The sequence below is a fragment of the Martinezella tropici genome (genome assembly GCF_003287875.1).
In the GTDB taxonomy this organism is placed as follows: Bacteria; Pseudomonadota; Alphaproteobacteria; order Rhizobiales; family Rhizobiaceae; genus Rhizobium; species Rhizobium tropici_C.
In genome coordinates this window covers 144,571-161,387 of record NZ_QMKK01000042.1, presented here as the reverse complement: position 1 = coordinate 161,387, position 16,817 = coordinate 144,571, and the positions used below count along the sequence as shown (strand labels likewise).

Sequence of the window (16,817 nt, the reverse complement as noted above, 5' to 3'; positions counted from 1 at the left end):
GCCTGGCGTGGCTGTCATCGCGAAAGGAATAGAGAATGCAACGCTTCGAAAACAAGACTGTCGTCATCACCGGCGCAAGCCGCGGCATCGGGGCCGCGATAGCCAGACGGTTCGCGCGCGAGGGCGCCAATCTCGTAGTCTCGGCCAATGAGGATTCCGTCCATACGGTCGCCGATGCGATCAGGGCTGACGGCGGAAAGGCGATTTCCTTCGTCGGTGACGTGACCGACAAGGCCAGTGTGAAGGGTCTCTACGAGGCGGCCGAGACAGCCTTCGGCGCCGTCGATGTTTCCATCCAGAATGCCGGCGTCATCACCATTGCCCGCATCGAGGACATGACCGAGGGCGAATGGGACAAGGTCATGGCGGTCAACACCAAGGGCGTCTTCCTCTGCGCCCAGGAGGCGATTGCCCGCATGCGCAAACATGGCCGCGGCGGCCGCATCATCAATACCGCTTCCGGCCAGGCGCGGGACGGCTTCATCTACACACCGCATTACGCGGCATCGAAGATGGGCGTGGTCGGCATCACCCAGAGCCTTGCAAAGGAGGTCGCGACAGACGGCATTACCGTGAACGCCTTTTGCCCCGGCATCATCGAAACCGACATGTGGGCCTATAACGACCAGGCTTGGGGCAAGCTCTTGGGCAATTACGGCCCCGGCGAACTCATGAAGGAATGGGTCGAGGGCATTCCGATGAAACGGGCCGGATCTGGAGAGGACGTCGCCGGTCTCGTCACTTTCCTTGCCAGCGACGATGCGGCCTATATCACCGGCCAGACGATCAATGTCGATGGCGGCTTGATCATGTCGTAGTTCGACAATGAGGAACGGTGCGTTCATTGGGCGGATCGGATTCTCGACGATTTGGCGATCAAAGCCTCTTGCGGAATGAGGCATTGATCCCTTATCTTTCAATTGTTCTCAGGGCGGGGTGTAATTCCCCACCGGCGGTATGGGGAGTTTCCTCGAGCCCGCGAGCGCCTTCCGAGCCCTCGGAAGGGTCAGCAGATCCGGTGAGATGCCGGAGCCGACGGTATAGTCCGGATGGAAGAGAGCAACGCAGGAGACGCCGCGTCGTGGCGGCGTTCACATGCTTGTTCGCCCAAGGGAAAATGGTGGCTTTGACCGGCCATGCACGCCGTTTCGAACGGCAACCCTTGAAAGGCAGGAAAATGGCAATTTCGAAAATTGAAGATGCGATCGCTGCGATTGCGCGGGGCGAGATCATCGTAGTTGTGGATGATCGCGACCGCGAAAACGAAGGCGATCTGGTGATTGCTGCGGAAGCGGTCACACCGCAGGCGATCGCCTTCATGATGAACCATGCCCGCGGTCTCATCTGCGTTCCGATGGAGGGTGAGAGGCTCGACGAACTCGACATTCCGTTGATGGTGCCGCGCAACACCGAAGTCCTCAAGACCGCCTTCACCGTTTCGGTCGACTACATCCCCGGAACGACCACCGGAATATCCGCCGCTGACAGAGCAGCAACCGTCCAAGCTCTCGTCAGGGATGGTGTACGCCCGGAGGAATTTGCCCGTCCTGGTCATATTTTCCCTCTTCGCGCCCATCCAAATGGCGTCTTGTCGCGTCCGGGGCACACGGAAGCAGCCGTGGATTTGGCTCGGATTGCAGGCCTTTCGCCGGCCGGCGTCATCTGCGAAGTAGCGAACGACGACGGCACGATGGCCCGACTTCCGGAACTCGAGATCTTTGCCGAACGTCACCATCTTCACTTGATCACCATCGAGGACCTGATCGCCTATCGATTGGCGAACATGCCTGAGAAAGCGGCCTGATCTGTCGGGGCTTTCCGCCAGCAGGCTGAGCGCCCATCGCCAAAGCGCAGGGAACGAATCTGAAAGACCGCGATGCCCAGGTATAATGTGCTTCAATCGTCATATTCCTGGAGGTTTACAGCGGGCTCCGATCCTTCAACCGAGTCCAAGGTGCACGCCGGTTCCATAAATCCGACTATGCCGGATCGGATGCCTAAGCCATTGATAATATGGGATGCGACACGAAAACAGCGGTTCGATTCTCATCAAGAGCTTCAATTGCTTTGAGGTTGCCAGCAACACAATGCCTTGCGGATCAAAACGGGACCATTGAGTAAGCTCGGACTGTATCGCCTGTGAGACGATGATGGAAAAATGGCCCGGCAAAACCGGCCGGGCCAAAAAGCGGGCGGTCAGAGGAAACGCACCCGCAAACGGATCAAGCGAGCAATGGGCGACGCGTGCGCAGATTAAGAGCGCTTTCTAGGGCATGTCCTGCTGAGGGCAGCGCGAAGGACGACCGGTGAGGGCTTTGAAGATCGATGGGTGCTTGCGGTATTTCACTAGAAAGCCGCTGACGGCGACGATGACGAAGCTCCGCATGAACAGGATTTCCGGAACGTCGTAGTCGGCCACCAGCCATTTTGCGATCGCATCCTGCATCGCGAAGCACGCGTAGCCGATGCAGACAAGGGCGATACCTGCAAGCGGTCTCGATTCTCGATTTCCGGAACACATCTTATCTCGCTGGTTTTTAGGAGCGCGAAGAGCGCCACAGAATGCGCTGCCGCGAGCTTGGCCGTATCGGATTCATCGGTGATGTTCAACTCGACTGTCCCGCGAGAGAGGCCGAAGAACCGCTTCCTTGATAATCTACACGGTCGGGCTCAAGTTGTTGAATCTACTGACGCCAATGACCGAATATCGAACATCGATCGCCATAGAGTTATAACTATTGGTAATCAACCGACCGTCCGCAGGAATTAGGAAGCTTCAAGCCGACCTGTTAGCGTTCTTGCAGTGCAAACAGCGACGCGAGAGCGATCAGACCTGATGGCGAAGACCCTTCCTCAGACGATTGCCCAGATACACGGCAGCTTCGCTGATGGTTTGTCGCCTGTGAATGTGGTCGAAGACTGCCTGCAGCGGATTACAGGGCAAAACGAGGCAATTCGGGCGCTGATCTATGTTGCCGAGGAAGAGGCCTTGGAAGCCGCCCGCGCGGCCGACGCAGCGATGCGGGTGGGGAAGCATCTTGGACCGCTTCACGGCATCCCGATCGCGGTCAAGGATGTCATCGACGTCAGGGGATGGCCGACGACAGCGGGCACCCGCTTGTTCGAGGCGACGGTCGCCGAGCGGGACGCCGTCTGTGTGGCAAACCTTCGAGCGGCCGGCGCAATCATCATCGGCAAAACTAACCTGCACGAGTTGACGGCCGGCAGTCACGACAATCCCTGGCATGGCAAGGTCGTGAACCCTCTCGATCCGGAGCGGGGTACCGGGGGAACGAGCAGCGGCTCGGCGGCGGCAGTTGCTGCCGGCTTCTGTGTCGCGGCTGTTGGCACAGACACCGGCGGGTCCAATCGATCGGTCGCCGCGGCGACGGGTCTGGTCGGCTTCAAACCTACGCAAGGTGTTATCGATGCCGATGGCGCATTGCCGACGGCGCCGAGTTTTGACGCCATCGGTCCCATCGCCTCCAGCGTTGCAGACGCGCGTACGGTGCATTACGCCATGCTGGGTGTCGCCGAGCCACGGCCGGTCGACATCAGGGTTGCCGATATAACCATCGGCATTTGTCGCGATCTCTACCAAGCTGCGGTCGATCCGGTAGTAGCGGCTGTGCAGGAGAGCTTCCTGCGGACGGTGGAAAGGGCTGGAGCCCATCTTCGTATGGTTCCGTTCCGGCATGCCGCCGAGATCCGCGAGGCAGGACTGACGATCCTGATGTACGAGTTCACGCAGCGATACCGAAACCTTGTGGAAGCCAATCCCGACAGAGTGGGGGCCGCGGTTCATGCTTTTCTGTCTAAGGGAGCGGAAATCTCAGAACGAGCCTATAAGTCAGCCATCTCATATCGAGCTGCGACCGAAAGCGAATTCGACCGGCTCTTTTCGGAAATCAATGTGCTCGCGACGCCCGTCGTTCCAGGTCTCGCCCCAAGGCTATCCGACGAGATGACCGCCGTTGGACCGGAGTTCGTGCCCTACGGTCTGGCTGGGGGACATTTCCGTCGATGGGCTAACTTTTTCGGCGTCCCAACCCTTGCAATGCCCCTGCCTATTGAAGGTAGCCTCCCGGCATCTATCCAGATCACAACGCCCAAATATACGGAAAACTATCTGTTTTCCGTCTGCAATACGCTGAGCCGATTGGAGACCGGACCAGCATAGTCAATCCAACATCCACAAAAAAGGGGAACTAAAACATGAAGAAGATCGCAATTTTACTCTCCGTCATCGCCGCCACGATTGGCGTCGCCAAGACCTCCCCGGCAGCCGATGACGTCATTCGCTTCGGCGTTGCCGCCGAGCCCTATGCGCCCTTCTCGGTGAAGGATGCCAGCGGCAAGTGGCAGGGCTGGGAAATCGACCTGATGAATGCCGTCTGCAGGGAGATGAAAGCCAAGTGCGAAGTCGTCGACGTCGCCTGGGACGGCATCATCCCCGCCTTGCTTGCGAAGAAATTCGACGTCATCTGGAGTTCGATGTCGATTACCGACGAGCGCAAGAAGGTCATCGACTTCACCGACAAGTACTACTACTCGCCAAATGTCCTCGTCGGCCCGAAGGCCGATACGCGGTCCTTTGACGTTACCAAACCCGACACTTTCAAGGGCATCACGGTCGCTGCTCAGAGTTCGAGCTTGCAGGCGACCTACATGCAGCAGAAGTTCAACGGCATCTCCGAGCTTAAGCTCTACCCGACCCTTGATGACGAGATTGCCGACATGCAGGCTGGTCGTGTCGATCTGATGGCTGCAGCCGGCATCCAGATCCAGGATTTCCTCAACAAGCCCGAAGGCAAGGACTACGAGATCAAGGTGACCCTGCCGCACGAAACCATGTTCGGCTACGGCGACGGCGGCGGCCTGCGCAAGGAAGACGTTGCGCTGAAGGATAAGCTCAACACGGCGCTCAAGGCCGTGCATGCCAGCGGCGAGTACGACACGATTACCAAGCGCTATTTCAACTTCGACATCTATGGCGAATGATGGGCGACTTTAGGATCGGCGCCGGCCATCGTGGTCGGCTCCAGACCTATTCGACGAACAAAGCGGCATGGATGCATATATGTCCTGGTTTAATCTACTCAGCTTTGGTGATCAGGGCTGGACCGACGAGCTCTTGCGAGGGGCATGGCTCAGTATCGAGATTTCTCTGAGTGCCTACGCCATCGGCCTTCTGCTCGGTCTGCTTGGTGCAATTGCCAAGCAATCAAAGAGCGTCGTCGCCAGATCCCTGGCCAGCACCTATACGACGGTCATCCGCTCCGTCCCCGACATCCTCGTGATCTTCCTGATCTACTACACCGCGACGGATGCCCTCAGTTACCTGCTCGGCATGACGGGGCTCGCCATGCAGTTTCATCTCGACGGCTTTGTCGCCGCCGCGATTTCGCTTGGTGTCGTGCAGGGCGGCTATAGTACGGAAGTGCTTCGTGGCGCGATCGTTGCTGTTCCGCGCGGGCAGTCGGAAGCCGCCTTTGCCGTGGGACTGACGCGCAAGCAGTCATTTTTCCTCGTGATCATCCCGCAGATGCTCCCCCTGGCCCTGCCGGGTCTCGGCAATCTGTGGCTCATCGTTCTGAAGGAAAGCTCGCTGGTCAGCCTGATCGGCTTCACAGAACTGGTGCTCGTCGGCAAGATGGCCGCCGGTGCCACGCGACACTACTTGCTCTTCTATGCGGCAGTCGGCGTGGTGTTCCTCGTCATGTCGGGGATATCCTCCATCGTATTCCACTATTTCGAAGTGAAGGCTTCTCACGCCTGGAGGCGCAAATAGGATGCCTGATTTCGGTTACTATCTCACAGGCGAACTGTTCTCTGGGTTGCAGACCACGATCGTCCTGTTCATCGCCTGTGCCATCAGCGGCAATCTTCTAGCGCTCCCGGTGGCAGTGGCGAGGATCTCGACCCGAGGCTGGCTCAGATACCCGGCGATGGCCTTCATGCTGGCCTTTCGCGGAACACCGCTGCTCGTCCAGCTCTACATCTTCTACTTCGGCATAGGTCAGGTGTTCGCAACCATTCCGGCGATCCGCTACAGCGTGTTCTGGCCGCTGTTTCGAAGTGCGAACGGCTATGCATTCGTCGTGCTTACGCTGAATACGGCCGCCTATTGCGCCGAGATATGGCGAGGCGCCATCCTTGGTGTCCCGACCGGGCAGGCGGAGGCGGGTCGCTCGCTTGGTCTGTCCAAGCGCCGCATCTTTCGATCCGTCCTACTTCCGCAGGCATTTCGCCTGGCCTTGCCGGCAATCGGCGGACAGAACATCCTTCTGTTGAAAGGAACGGCGCTGACGGCCGCGATCACCGTTTTCGAGACCATGGCGGCCGCCAATCTGGTGCGGGCCCAGACCTTCCGGACCTATGAGCCGCTGCTTGCGGCAGCGCTCGTCTACTTCGTCCTGGCCTTCATCATCACTTCCGGCTTCAAATATGTGGAAACACGCATGGCTTCCCGATACTAATCGGGATGTCTTTGTTGTTTCGCGTTGATGGAGGCGCTTTTGATCCCAGGTGAGGCGGATTTCACCGCTCGTGAGGTCGAGGTCTTCGCGGCCGTCATGTCGCATGGAACGACGACGAAGGCAGCCGATGCCCTCGATATCACGCAACCGGCGGTCAGCAAGATCCTGTTGCAGCTGACGAACAAGGCCGGCTTCCCGCTGTTTCGCAACCACCGTCAGCGACTGATCCCGACCCCGGAAGCTCATATGCTCTATGCGGAGGTCAAGCGTCTTTTCGAAACGGTCCGCGGCATATCCCAAATTGCCAAGGAAATCCGAGAACTGCGGAGCGGCCGTCTCAATATCTCGGCCTTGCCGGCTTTCGGATTGACTCTGCTGCCGTCGATCATCGCCAGTTTCACCAGACGGTATCCCGATGTTTCTGTAACCCTGGATATTAGAAGCTCATCGACCATCATACAGCGGGCAGGCCGGAACCAGCTCGATATTGGCGTAGCGGCAGAAGTCAACGACGATACGCCATCCGTTGTAAGACGGACTCTCGTCGCGACACCCCCGGTTTGCGTGATGCCGAAAGGCCATCCTTTGAGCAAACTTCCCGTCATTCAGGCGGACGATCTCGACGGCTCGAACTTTGTCTCGCTCGGCGTCGGTGATCCGATGCGCAGGCAATTGGACGAACTCTGCGAGAGCAGGGGCATCAACAGGTCGCTCAAGGTCGAGGCAGCATTATCCAACACCTGCATTAATCTGGTGGCGAACGGTGTTGGCGTCACGGTGGTTGATCGTCTGTCGGCCTGGATGGCAAGGGATCTGCCAATCGAAATCCGCGACTTCCAGCCGCATCTGGACATCAATCTTGGTGTCTACCGCCCGTGGGGCACGATCGCCTCATCGGCAGCTGATACTTTTATCGAGCACCTTGTCGAGTCGACGCGCGACTACATGAATGTCATCGACCGGGAGATAAAAGCACTCACCGAGTGCTGAGCCAGAAGGCTCAGCGTGTTAACGTATCAACGAGCTCGAAGAGCCGGCTGATGTCCCGCTCTTCATTGTAGACATGCGGAGTGATACGCATTTTCGTGCCGCGGACCGTGACGAAAGCCTTGTTGTCCTTGAGGTTCTTCGCCAGATCCGAACTGAACCGCTCCCCGAGCTCGACAACGGAGATGTGCGGTGCTCGCAAATTTGCCGGCGGGCCGCCGAAGCCACGAGCTTCTGCCTCCTGCCAGATTAGCTTGTTCAGATGCACCAGACGCTCGTACACGGGCTGCGCGCCCCAGCTCTGCAGCAACTCAAGTGCGCTGATGGCGATTGGTAGCACGGCAAAGTCGGAGCGCTCGCCCATGTCAAAGCGGCGTCCTCCCGCCAGGTAGTCAGGCATTGTCTCGAGATAAAAGTCCGATCGTTCACCGCCCTTGCGGTTCCAGGAATGGAATTCGATCGGGCTTCCTGCCTCCTGCCACTTCTTGTCGGCATAGAGAAATGCCAGGCGGTAGGGCCCGAGCAGGAACTTGTAGGTGGCGAAGGACAGAAAGTCCGGCCGAACCTTCGCGACATCGAAGGGGACCGCACCCACCCACTGCGTCCCGTCCATGACGAGGGCAGCACCTACGGCATGCGCGGCGCCCGCGACAGCCTCGATATCGACGCTCATGCCCTCGAACCAATGGACGATCGTGCCGGCGACGACCGCGACGGGCGCCGGCGAGTTCCTGATGGCTGAGGCAAGAGCATAGCCCCAGTCCTCGTCGGCCTTCCGCGGTACTGTGACCACGGTGGCGCCCTTCTTCCTTGCCAGCTCATACCAGGCATAGCGATGCGAGGTATGCTCGTTGTCCATCATGATGATGACGGAGCCCGGTGCAACGGGAACGTTTACCGCGGCGACAGCGATCCCATAGCTGGTGGCGGGGATAACGCCGACGTCATCAATGGATGCGCCGATAAAGGACGCCGCCAGTTCTCGCGCCCGTTCAGGTCCGTCATAATAGGCGTTGATTGTCATGTCCCACGGAGCTGCCTTGACGAGAACGCCGTCGCGTCCGGCCTCAGCGGCACCATTCGGGATCGGCGACATATAGGCCGCATCGAGATATGTCACGTCATCGGGAATCGAAAACAGATGTCTTTGGCTGGGAAGCATTTTTGACCTCACAAGGATACTTCGACGCCGAGACCATGGTCTCTCGCCGTCTGGAAAATGAAGTTTGCAAGGACGATGTCCTGAGCAGGCACACCGAGTGAGCGATAAAGGGTGATCTCGGAGGGGTTCATTCGCCCTGGAATCGCGCCGTTCAGTGCCGCACCAATCTCACCGATCAGCTGGGTGGATCCGATGAGACCCTTTTGCAGCGGTTCAAAGATATCGGACGCTGCGGCCATTGCCATCGGCATATAGTCGACCCAGATACGTGAGCGCTTCACACATTCCAGATCGATTTCCTGAAGCGCTGCCACGCTGGCGCCGACGGCATTGATGTGCGTGCCTGGCGTCAGCCATTCACCCATCAAAACAGGCAGCTTGGCCGCCGTCACGGTACAGACGATGTCGGCGCCTTCGACCGCCTTGCGCGCTGTCTCGTAGGCAAGAGTTGGAATGTCCTTGCTGGTTTGGGCTTCGGCGAAGGCCTTGGCCTTGTCCGGATTTCGACCCCATACGCGAACGCGGGATATTGGTCGGACGGCACTGATCGTCTCGATATGCCGGGCGGCCTGTTCACCGTAGCCAATGAGCGCAAGTTCACTTGCTTCAGGCCGGGCAAGCGCGCGGGTGGCGACCGCAGATGCCGCAGGCGTTCTCATGCCGGTGACGGCGCTGGCGTTGATCAGGGCAGTGGGTCTGCCACTTTCGCGATCGAATAGCAGAATGCCGCCCTGGTGCGAGGGAAGCCCGTGCTCGAAATTCTGCGGAAAGACCGACTGAACTTTTGCGCCGAACGGCTCCGTCTCCGCCGCCGACCCGTACATGACCGAGAGACAGGTTCCAGTCATTCCGGGAAGCGTCAGGGTGCGTCGGATGTCCTGCTGCGCGGTTCCATCGGATGTGCTGCGGAGAGCTTTTTCAGCCAGCGCTATCCCATCTTCAATGCTGACGAGTTTCTCGGCGGTTGGTCCATCAATGACCAGTATCCCGTGTGACGGCGATGAAGACATTCGAGCCTCAAGCTGATGGCAGACGAGACAAGAGATATCATCAAAGAATGAGCCCAAGTCCGCAAAGTTAATAACCTGGGCCCGCGAGCTCCTGCCAATTTCTCATGACGGCGCCAGAGACAGGAAGCGGGCGTCACCTTCATAACTATTGCTTATAAACCGGCCCCCTCCGGTTGTTTGACCCCTGGAGCCTCCGTCACCCATACAGTGAGGCATCGCCGCAGCTGCCGACTTCCGTTTGGAAGGCGTCAACCGGTCGAACCGATGTCAACAGGAGAAGAACATGCGCGTCGTAGTGATAGGGGCCGGGATCGTAGGGAGTTCCGTGGCCTACGAGGCGGCCAAGGCCGGAGCTCAGGTAACCGTGCTCGAGGCCGGCAGAATAGCTGGCGGAGCATCGACCACCAGCTTTGCCTGGACAAACGCGACAGGCAAGCGCCCACACTCCTATTACGCGCTCAATGTTGCAGGCATGCGGGCGCATCTGGATCTTGCCCGCGAATTTGGTCATGCACCATGGTTCCATCAGACCGGCAGCATCGAATGGTACGCAAATGAAGCCGACTGGTCAGCACAGCTGCAAAATGCTAACGAGGTTCGCGATTGGGGCTATGGCGTCGAGTGGATCAGCAAAGCACGTGTGGCCGAACTCGAGCCGGAAATCGACCTGTCCGCAATCGGCGACTCACCTATCGTCTATTATCCGGAAGAGGGCTGGATACAGCCTGCACTTTATGCGGCCTGGCTTCTACGGGCAGCCAAGGAAAAATGGAACGCTGATATCCGTCCATATCAGGGCGTCAAGTCCGTCGATGTCCGCAACGGTGTCGCTAAAGCGGTCAAGACCGTCGATGGGGCGGTCTATGAAGCCGATGCGATCATCAACTGCACGGGCGGCTGGGCTGCTCACGTGCTGGACGGTGTGCCTGCGATCCCGATGGCGTCGACCATGGGCATCATTGGCTTCACATTCCCGCTGGCAACCACACTTCGCCGCCAATTCCACATGGACGATCTCGACGTGCGTCCGGATGGCGCTGGGCGGCTGATGATCCATAAAATCTCGGCCGACGCGCTCGTGACTGAGATGCAGCCTCTGGATACTGCAGGTCGGGAAGCCAAGCATCTGCTCGACGCTGTCCGTAAGGTGCTACCGGCGATTCAGGCGATCGACATGGAGTCAATCCGCACTGTGATCCGCCCAATCCCCAGCGACAACCTTACATGCAGCGGCTGGATCCCGGGTGTCGAGGGCTACTATGTCGCTGTAACCCATAGCGGCGTGTCGATCGCGCCGCATCTCGGCAAGGCTGTCGCACAGGAAGTTGTACGCGGGCATGCACATGAGAGCCTTCACGACTTCCGCCCTGACCGGTTTCTGGCGGCGAAGAATGGGATGAGCGGACGATAATGAACATCACACGTGTTGCAAAGACAGAGCGCCTGAGCCGGGTGGTTGTTCACGAGAAGGTTGCCTACTTCTCGGGCCTGACTGCGGATGACAAGAGCCAGGATACGATCGGTCAGACCGAGCAGATTCTCGCGAAGGCCGATGCCTTTCTCGAAAAGATTGGATCGAACCGGGCACTGATTCTCAGTGCCACGATCTGGCTGCGCGACATCGAAGATTTCGATGCGATGAACAGTGCCTGGACGGCATGGATCGACAAGGACGAGCCGCCGGCGCGTGCGACTGTTCAGGCTGTTCTCGGATTGCCTGATATCAGGGTCGAGATCCAGTTTACGGTTGCTCTGCCGTAAGCGGTTGGTTTCCGGTCAGTTGGAAGGATTACCAAGGCGGAGAGGGGTGTACCCAGCTACGCTTTTCGTCAAAAAAGGGACCAGACAATGGTTGAAGCGCAATCGAAGAAAATGACCGTCTCCGAGACGGAGGTCGCGGTCGACATGATCAACATGAACAAGTGGTATGGCGACTTCCACGTGCTGCGCGATATCAACCTGAAGGTCATGCGCGGCGAGCGCATCGTCATCGCCGGCCCTTCTGGCTCCGGCAAATCGACGATGATCTGCTGCATCAACCGCCTGGAAGAGCATCAGAAAGGCCAGATCATCGTCGACGGCGTCGAGCTGATCAACGATCTGAAGAAGATCGACGAAGTGCGCCGCGAAGTCGGCATGGTGTTCCAGCACTTCAACCTTTTCCGGCACCTGACCATTCTGGAAAACTGCACGCTGGCGCCGATCTGGGTGCGCAAGATGCCGAAGAAGCAGGCGGAAGAGATCGCCATGCACTTCCTCAAGCGCGTCAAGATCCCCGAACAGGCCAAGAAATATCCCGGCCAGCTTTCCGGCGGTCAGCAGCAGCGTGTGGCAATCGCCCGCTCGCTCTGCATGAACCCGAAGATCATGCTGTTCGACGAGCCGACCTCTGCGCTCGATCCGGAAATGATCAAGGAAGTGCTCGACACCATGGTCGGCCTTGCCGAAGAAGGCATGACCATGCTGTGCGTGACCCACGAAATGGGCTTTGCCCGTCAGGTCGCCAATCGCGTCATCTTCATGGACCAGGGCCAGATCGTCGAACAGAATTCGCCGAAGGAATTCTTCGACAATCCGCAGCATGAGCGCACCAAGCTGTTCCTCAGCCAGATCTTGGACTGACTGGCTTATGAGGCTGCCGAAGCAAATGATCGGCCTCGTCTTCTGCGTCAGCTAGCCCAGAATCTGGATAATTTCCTCCATTGTTCGACTCGCGTGTTGTGCACGACGGCTTGATCAGCTTGTCTAAGGGGCCCCACGACATCCCGCCGTGCTTCGCTAGACCATCGGCCGACGGTGCGTAACTTTCATTACTCGATTTCTTTCTTTCAGCAAACTTTAAGAGCGTCTGCTGCCGAGCGGCAAATGAGCGCGCGACAAAAATATTTCAGGGAAAGCCTTTTCCCTGACCGAAAAATGGACTATACGTCGTGGGAAAGCGCTTTCTCAAGGGAGGAAACCTTGCCCGGCGAGTTATCTGAGCGGATCACTATATACGACGTCGCGACCGCAGCGGGCGTGAGCATAGCAACGGCATCGAAGGCGTTGAACGATACCGGCCGCATCTCGGCCGAAACACGCATCCGGATCAGGGAGATTGCTCAAGAGCTCGGCTTCCGTCCCAATTCACTCGCGCGCAGTTTGACGAGCAAGCGATCTTTCACCGTCGGACTGCTTACGAACGATACCTATGGACGCTTCACGCTGCCGGTCATGGCCGGAATTTCGGAAGGTCTGATTGATCACGGCGTCTCGGTCTTCTTGTGCACCATGGAAGACAATCCCGAACTTGCCAAGGTACATCTCGATGCCATGTTGGACAAACGGGTCGACGGTATCATCGCAACCGGCAAACGCGTCGACAAGCAGCTGCCGGTGGACCTTTCCAATCTTCCGGTTCCCATCGTCTACGCGCTAACCGCGGGACCCGATGATGCCGTCACGCTGGTGCCAGACGACTGGCAGGGCGCGCGGGAGGCGGTCGTACATCTCATCGCGACGGGCCGCAAGCGGATTGCTCATATCACCGGCCCTGCAAGCTTCAGGGTTGTGCAGGAACGCGCCGCGGCATTTACCGAGACGCTGAAGTCCGCGGGACTTCCGGTGCCGGAGGTGAAACATGGGAGTTGGTCCGAGCTTTGGGGTCATCAGGCCATCGAGCAGCTGTGGGACGCCGGTGGACGTCCGGACGGCATTTTCTGTGGTAACGATCAAATTGCGCGAGGCGTGGTCGATGCGCTTAGGGAGCGTCAGGTCAGGGTGCCGGTGGATGTGTCCATCGTCGGCTTCGACAATTGGGAGATCGTCGCCGAGCAAACCCGGCCGCCGCTCACCACCATCGACATGAATCTCAAGGAACTTGGACGGCAGGCCGGTCAGGTGCTCGTGCGCCTCGTGAATGGCGATCAGGTTGAAAAGGGACTGTGGAAGTTGCCATGCACGCTCGTGGTCCGCGGCTCATGACGACTTCGCAAACGAGCTGGAGGCTTGGCTCAAAACTGTAACAACGATCACAGGGGAGGAGACCCGATCATGAAAATGCTGAGAGTTATGGCTGTTGCCGCGACGACGCTCGTCGCGTTGTCATCTACGGCGCTCGCGGAACAAAAACTTACGATGTGGGCACGCAGTGCGAGCGAGGCCTTTATGCCGACCTTGATCAAGGCCTTCAATGAATCGCACGAAACGCAGATCGAGCTGCAGATCGTACCTAATACGGAAATGGTTCAGAAATACGCCACTGCTGCCGCGGGCGGGTCGGCGCCTGATTTTGTCTCCCTCGATCTCGTCTACGCTGCCGCCTTCGCCAAGTCAGGGGCGCTTGAGGATCTGACTGATCTCGCCAAGGGTCTGCCCTATTTCGACAAACTGTCAAAGGCTCACGTCGGAACCGGTACCTACGAAGGCCGGATCTATGCCCTGCCAATGTCGGCAGACGCCTCGGTTCTTCTTTGGAACAAGAAGCTGTTCAGGCAGGCAGGCCTCGATCCGGAAAAGGCACCGACCACCTGGGCAGAAATTGAAGCCGATGCAGCCAAGGTCAACGCGCTCGGCGGGGACATCAAAGGGTTTTACTTCTCCGGTGCCTGCGGCGGCTGCAACGCCTTTACCTTCATGCCGTTGATCTGGGCGTCCGGCGGCGACATTCTCGTTGATGACGGTAAGCGCGCCACTATCGATACTCCGCAGATGCATGACGCGATCAACTTCTATCGCGACATGGTCGCGAAGGGTTTCGTACCGGAAAGCGCCAAGACAGATTCGGGCAAGAACTTCTTCGGTGGCTTTGCGACTGACAAGATCGGTCTGTCGCCGATCGGCGCCTTCGCCATCGGCAATCTGGTCAAAAACTATCCGAGCGTCGAATTCGGGGTGACCTTCATTCCGGGTAAGGATGGCGGCAAGGCGTCCTTCGCCGGCGGCGACGACTTTGTGGTTACCGCCGGCCGCGATAACCTAAAGGCGGCCAAGGAGTTCCTCGAATTTGTCTATTCCATCGAAGGACAGACGCTGCTCGCCAAGGGCGGCAGCCTGCCGACGCGGTCCGACGTGGCGGATGAGGCAATCAAATCGCTGGATGAGCGCTACAAGGTCGCGACCGAGGCCATGAAGATTGGGCGCACGCCTTCCTCGCCGGTCTACAATGACATCATCAACAGCAGCACCGGCCCCTGGAAGCAGATGTTGAACGAGGTCTTCTTCGGCGATGACGTGAAGGGATCCGTCGCCAAGGCCCAAGAGGCGATGCAATCGATCCTCGACTCTGCGAACTGACGGCAACTGCAACCGGGATTCCTTCTCTCTACCTCGGAAGCTGGCCCGGACGGTCTTCTTCCGTCCGGGCCGAGCGAGGCGCGTGCAATGGGCAAAAGGCCAAAGGCAATGATCCACCAGAAGCAAATTCACAACGGTGAACCAACCCCAAGGCGCAACACACGGCTGCGGCGTAAACAGCTGGCCGGCCTTGCCTTCGTTGCGCCGGCTCTCGTCCTTGTATTGATATTTTTTATTATTCCTCTCGGAATGGCGTTCTGGATGTCTCTGCACAACTGGCCGCTTCTCGGCAAACCGCGCTTCATCTGGTTCGACAATTATGCGAGACTGGCGAGCGACGCTCAATTCTGGTCGTCATTGCGGTTCACGGTGTATTACACCCTCGTGGTGACGGTGGCGATCTTCGCGGTCGCTTTCCCGATGGCTCTCTTTGCAGAGAAGTCACGCCGGCTCACCAAGCTTTTCCGAACGGCATTCTTCCTGCCCGTTGTCGTGGGCTTCGGGTCAGCGAGCCTTTTGTGGGCATGGCTGCTGGACGTCGACTCGGGTCTTTTTTCTCCTGCCGCGCAATATCTTGGATTGACGGCGAGCCGCTTCAACCTGTTGGCGAGCTTCGACACTACCTTCTGGTCGATCATTGCCATGGTGGTTTGGAAGACAGCCGGCTTCAACATGATAATCCTGCTGACCGGCCTCCAGGGTATCTCAACCGAGGTTCAGGAGGCGGCCCGCATGGACGGCGCATCATCCTGGCGGCGTTTCCGCCGCATCACCCTTCCGCTGATGCGGCGCACGATTGCTCTGGCGCTCATTCTCTCCGTCTCCGGATCGATGCTGGCATTCGACCAGTTCTACATCATCGCTGACGGCGGGCCACAGAACAGGACGGTGACGGCGGTCTATTGGATCTTCAGCCAGTCCTTCGGGTCGTTCCATCTCGGCTACGGTGCCGCGCTTTCCATGGTTCTTCTTGCGATTCTCGTTTTCATCAGCGTCCTGCAGCTCAGACTCCTGCGCAACCCGGAGGGTATGTGATGGCCCACAGCCGCATGTCAGCTGCTCGGCGTTTGCTTGGAACTGCGCGCTACAACGTTGTGGGGATTGTCGCCGCACTGCTCTTCGTCGCGCCGCTTGTCTGGAGTGTACTTGTAAGCTTCAAGCCCTCCATTGAGGCAAGGCAGCCGCCAATTCCGCCGTGGCCCACCGGCGGGTTCAGCTTACAGAACTACGAGAATCTTGCACAGTATGGCGCTGGAATCTGGACCTATACCGGAAACAGTCTCACCGTCTCCCTGGCAACGGTCGCCGCCTCCGTGTTGATCAGTCTGCTTGCGGGCTACGGCTTCTCGCGATTTCAGTTTCCCTTCAAGAACGTTCTGTTCGTCCTGATCATCTCGACGGTCATGATCCCGTTCCAGTCGATCCTGACGCCGCTCTTCCTCATCCTCACAAAACTGAAGCTCCAGAACACGCTGACGGGCATCGTCTTGGTCTACGTGACGCTGCAGATGCCCTTTTCGATCTTCATGATGCGCAACGCCTTCGATGCGGTGCCAAAGGAGATCGAGGACGCCGCGCGGGTGGACGGCGCATCGATATTTGCGGTCCTCCATCGCATCATGTTGCCATTGGTTCTGCCGGGTGTCGCAACGGTGGCGATCTTTGCCTTCCTTGCCTCATGGAATGAATTCCTGGCCGCCCTGATCCTGCTTACAGACCAGAACAAATATACGCTTCCGGTGCTCATGGCTGCCGTCCGCTCCGGCCAGTTTGGGACGATCGACTGGGGGGCTGTCCAATCCGGTGTGACGCTCATGATGGCGCCCTGCCTCGTCATCTTCCTTCTTCTGCAGCGCTATTACATTCGCGGCTTGACCGCGGGCGCCGTCAAATAATTCCAATCCA

At 58.4% G+C, this 16,817-nt stretch carries 17 protein-coding genes and 1 riboswitch; of the genes, 14 read left to right on the top strand and 3 right to left on the bottom strand.

Translation table 11 applies throughout. The annotated features are described in order from the left end of the window. Positions 1-35 precede the first annotated feature (35 nt). Together DQ393_RS17120 and ribB are read left to right on the top strand one after the other, a co-directional pair. Entirely contained in the window at positions 36-818 is a 783-nt protein-coding gene (locus tag DQ393_RS17120) for a glucose 1-dehydrogenase (protein WP_112342945.1), read from the top strand. A gap of 100 nt (positions 819-918) precedes the next feature. Continuing rightward, positions 919-1,065, top strand: a riboswitch (FMN riboswitch). 112 nt (positions 1,066-1,177) lie between these two features. Next, the gene (gene ribB / locus DQ393_RS17115; RefSeq protein WP_112343067.1) at positions 1,178-1,804 is read left to right on the top strand and encodes a 3,4-dihydroxy-2-butanone-4-phosphate synthase; all 627 of its coding nucleotides are present in this window, start codon (positions 1,178-1,180) and stop codon (positions 1,802-1,804) included. Between the two features lie 462 nt (positions 1,805-2,266). Here the strand turns inward: ribB and DQ393_RS17110 are convergent, their stop codons facing one another. Then, positions 2,267-2,521 (bottom strand): hypothetical protein, encoded by a 255-nt coding sequence (locus DQ393_RS17110; RefSeq protein ID WP_112342944.1) that lies wholly within the window; start codon positions 2,519-2,521, stop codon positions 2,267-2,269. A gap of 315 nt (positions 2,522-2,836) precedes the next feature. Here DQ393_RS17110 and DQ393_RS17105 point away from each other — a divergent pair, with 315 nt between their 5' ends. The 5 genes from DQ393_RS17105 to DQ393_RS17085 all read left to right on the top strand — a co-directional run bounded on the left by DQ393_RS17105 (position 2,837) and on the right by DQ393_RS17085 (position 7,469). Next, on the top strand, positions 2,837-4,180 hold the full coding sequence (locus DQ393_RS17105) for an amidase (protein ID WP_112342943.1): 1,344 nt from the start codon (positions 2,837-2,839) through the stop codon (positions 4,178-4,180). A 35-nt stretch (positions 4,181-4,215) separates the two neighbouring features. Beyond that, positions 4,216-5,001 carry a transporter substrate-binding domain-containing protein gene (locus tag DQ393_RS17100; RefSeq protein WP_112342942.1) on the top strand — a complete coding sequence of 262 codons (786 nt, stop codon included), beginning with the start codon at positions 4,216-4,218 and terminating at the stop codon, positions 4,999-5,001. Between the two features lie 79 nt (positions 5,002-5,080). Continuing rightward, positions 5,081-5,791, top strand: coding sequence for an ABC transporter permease (locus DQ393_RS17095; RefSeq protein WP_245430385.1), 711 nt, complete (start codon positions 5,081-5,083; stop codon positions 5,789-5,791). Position 5,792: 1 nt separating this feature from the next. Next, on the top strand, positions 5,793-6,479 hold the full coding sequence (locus DQ393_RS17090; protein ID WP_112342940.1) for an ABC transporter permease: 687 nt from the start codon (positions 5,793-5,795) through the stop codon (positions 6,477-6,479). A gap of 39 nt (positions 6,480-6,518) precedes the next feature. Next, positions 6,519-7,469, top strand: a complete 951-nt coding sequence (locus tag DQ393_RS17085; RefSeq protein ID WP_245430384.1) for a LysR substrate-binding domain-containing protein — start codon at positions 6,519-6,521, stop codon at positions 7,467-7,469. A gap of 10 nt (positions 7,470-7,479) precedes the next feature. On the opposite strand, the gene DQ393_RS17080 is transcribed toward DQ393_RS17085, so the two are convergent. Together DQ393_RS17080 and DQ393_RS17075 are read right to left on the bottom strand one after the other, a co-directional pair. Then, a complete protein-coding gene (locus DQ393_RS17080; protein ID WP_112342938.1) occupies positions 7,480-8,628 on the bottom strand; it encodes an aminotransferase class V-fold PLP-dependent enzyme in 1,149 nt (382 codons plus the stop codon). Between the two features lie 8 nt (positions 8,629-8,636). Beyond that, a complete protein-coding gene (locus DQ393_RS17075) occupies positions 8,637-9,638 on the bottom strand; it encodes an ornithine cyclodeaminase family protein (protein WP_112342937.1) in 1,002 nt (333 codons plus the stop codon). 238 nt (positions 9,639-9,876) lie between these two features. Here DQ393_RS17075 and DQ393_RS17070 point away from each other — a divergent pair, with 238 nt between their 5' ends. The 7 genes from DQ393_RS17070 (at position 9,877) to DQ393_RS17040 (ending at position 16,807) form a co-directional block, all read left to right on the top strand. Next, entirely contained in the window at positions 9,877-11,049 is a 1,173-nt protein-coding gene (locus DQ393_RS17070; protein WP_281024016.1) for an NAD(P)/FAD-dependent oxidoreductase, read from the top strand. Continuing rightward, a complete protein-coding gene (locus tag DQ393_RS17065) occupies positions 11,049-11,399 on the top strand; it encodes a RidA family protein (RefSeq protein WP_112342935.1) in 351 nt (116 codons plus the stop codon). Before DQ393_RS17070 ends, DQ393_RS17065 begins: the two co-directional genes overlap by 1 nt. A gap of 87 nt (positions 11,400-11,486) precedes the next feature. Next, complete coding sequence (locus DQ393_RS17060; protein ID WP_112342934.1) at positions 11,487-12,260, top strand: amino acid ABC transporter ATP-binding protein; 774 nt, start codon at positions 11,487-11,489, stop codon at positions 12,258-12,260. 294 nt (positions 12,261-12,554) lie between these two features. After that, positions 12,555-13,601 (top strand): LacI family DNA-binding transcriptional regulator, encoded by a 1,047-nt coding sequence (locus tag DQ393_RS17055; protein ID WP_112342933.1) that lies wholly within the window; start codon positions 12,555-12,557, stop codon positions 13,599-13,601. A 69-nt stretch (positions 13,602-13,670) separates the two neighbouring features. After that, positions 13,671-14,912 carry an ABC transporter substrate-binding protein gene (locus DQ393_RS17050; protein ID WP_112342932.1) on the top strand — a complete coding sequence of 414 codons (1,242 nt, stop codon included), beginning with the start codon at positions 13,671-13,673 and terminating at the stop codon, positions 14,910-14,912. A 108-nt stretch (positions 14,913-15,020) separates the two neighbouring features. Next, positions 15,021-15,947 carry a carbohydrate ABC transporter permease gene (locus DQ393_RS17045; protein ID WP_112343066.1) on the top strand — a complete coding sequence of 309 codons (927 nt, stop codon included), beginning with the start codon at positions 15,021-15,023 and terminating at the stop codon, positions 15,945-15,947. Continuing rightward, on the top strand, positions 15,947-16,807 hold the full coding sequence (locus DQ393_RS17040) for a carbohydrate ABC transporter permease (protein WP_112342931.1): 861 nt from the start codon (positions 15,947-15,949) through the stop codon (positions 16,805-16,807). The genes DQ393_RS17045 and DQ393_RS17040 overlap by 1 nt, the downstream gene beginning before the upstream one ends. Positions 16,808-16,817: the final 10 nt, after the last annotated feature.

Coding starts and splice junctions, on each gene's coding strand:
- DQ393_RS17110 (WP_112342944.1), bottom strand. CDS start 2,521: ATGTGTTCCGGAAATCGAGAATCGAGACCGCTTGCAGGTATCGCCCTT.
- DQ393_RS17060 (WP_112342934.1), top strand. CDS start 11,487: ATGGTTGAAGCGCAATCGAAGAAAATGACCGTCTCCGAGACGGAGGTC.
- DQ393_RS17105 (WP_112342943.1), top strand. CDS start 2,837: ATGGCGAAGACCCTTCCTCAGACGATTGCCCAGATACACGGCAGCTTC.
- DQ393_RS17045 (WP_112343066.1), top strand. CDS start 15,021: ATGATCCACCAGAAGCAAATTCACAACGGTGAACCAACCCCAAGGCGC.
- DQ393_RS17050 (WP_112342932.1), top strand. CDS start 13,671: ATGAAAATGCTGAGAGTTATGGCTGTTGCCGCGACGACGCTCGTCGCG.
- DQ393_RS17095 (WP_245430385.1), top strand. CDS start 5,081: ATGTCCTGGTTTAATCTACTCAGCTTTGGTGATCAGGGCTGGACCGAC.
- DQ393_RS17080 (WP_112342938.1), bottom strand. CDS start 8,628: ATGCTTCCCAGCCAAAGACATCTGTTTTCGATTCCCGATGACGTGACA.
- DQ393_RS17120 (WP_112342945.1), top strand. CDS start 36: ATGCAACGCTTCGAAAACAAGACTGTCGTCATCACCGGCGCAAGCCGC.
- DQ393_RS17100 (WP_112342942.1), top strand. CDS start 4,216: ATGAAGAAGATCGCAATTTTACTCTCCGTCATCGCCGCCACGATTGGC.
- DQ393_RS17055 (WP_112342933.1), top strand. CDS start 12,555: ATGGACTATACGTCGTGGGAAAGCGCTTTCTCAAGGGAGGAAACCTTG.
- DQ393_RS17075 (WP_112342937.1), bottom strand. CDS start 9,638: ATGTCTTCATCGCCGTCACACGGGATACTGGTCATTGATGGACCAACC.
- DQ393_RS17040 (WP_112342931.1), top strand. CDS start 15,947: ATGGCCCACAGCCGCATGTCAGCTGCTCGGCGTTTGCTTGGAACTGCG.
- ribB (WP_112343067.1), top strand. CDS start 1,178: ATGGCAATTTCGAAAATTGAAGATGCGATCGCTGCGATTGCGCGGGGC.
- DQ393_RS17065 (WP_112342935.1), top strand. CDS start 11,049: ATGAACATCACACGTGTTGCAAAGACAGAGCGCCTGAGCCGGGTGGTT.
- DQ393_RS17090 (WP_112342940.1), top strand. CDS start 5,793: ATGCCTGATTTCGGTTACTATCTCACAGGCGAACTGTTCTCTGGGTTG.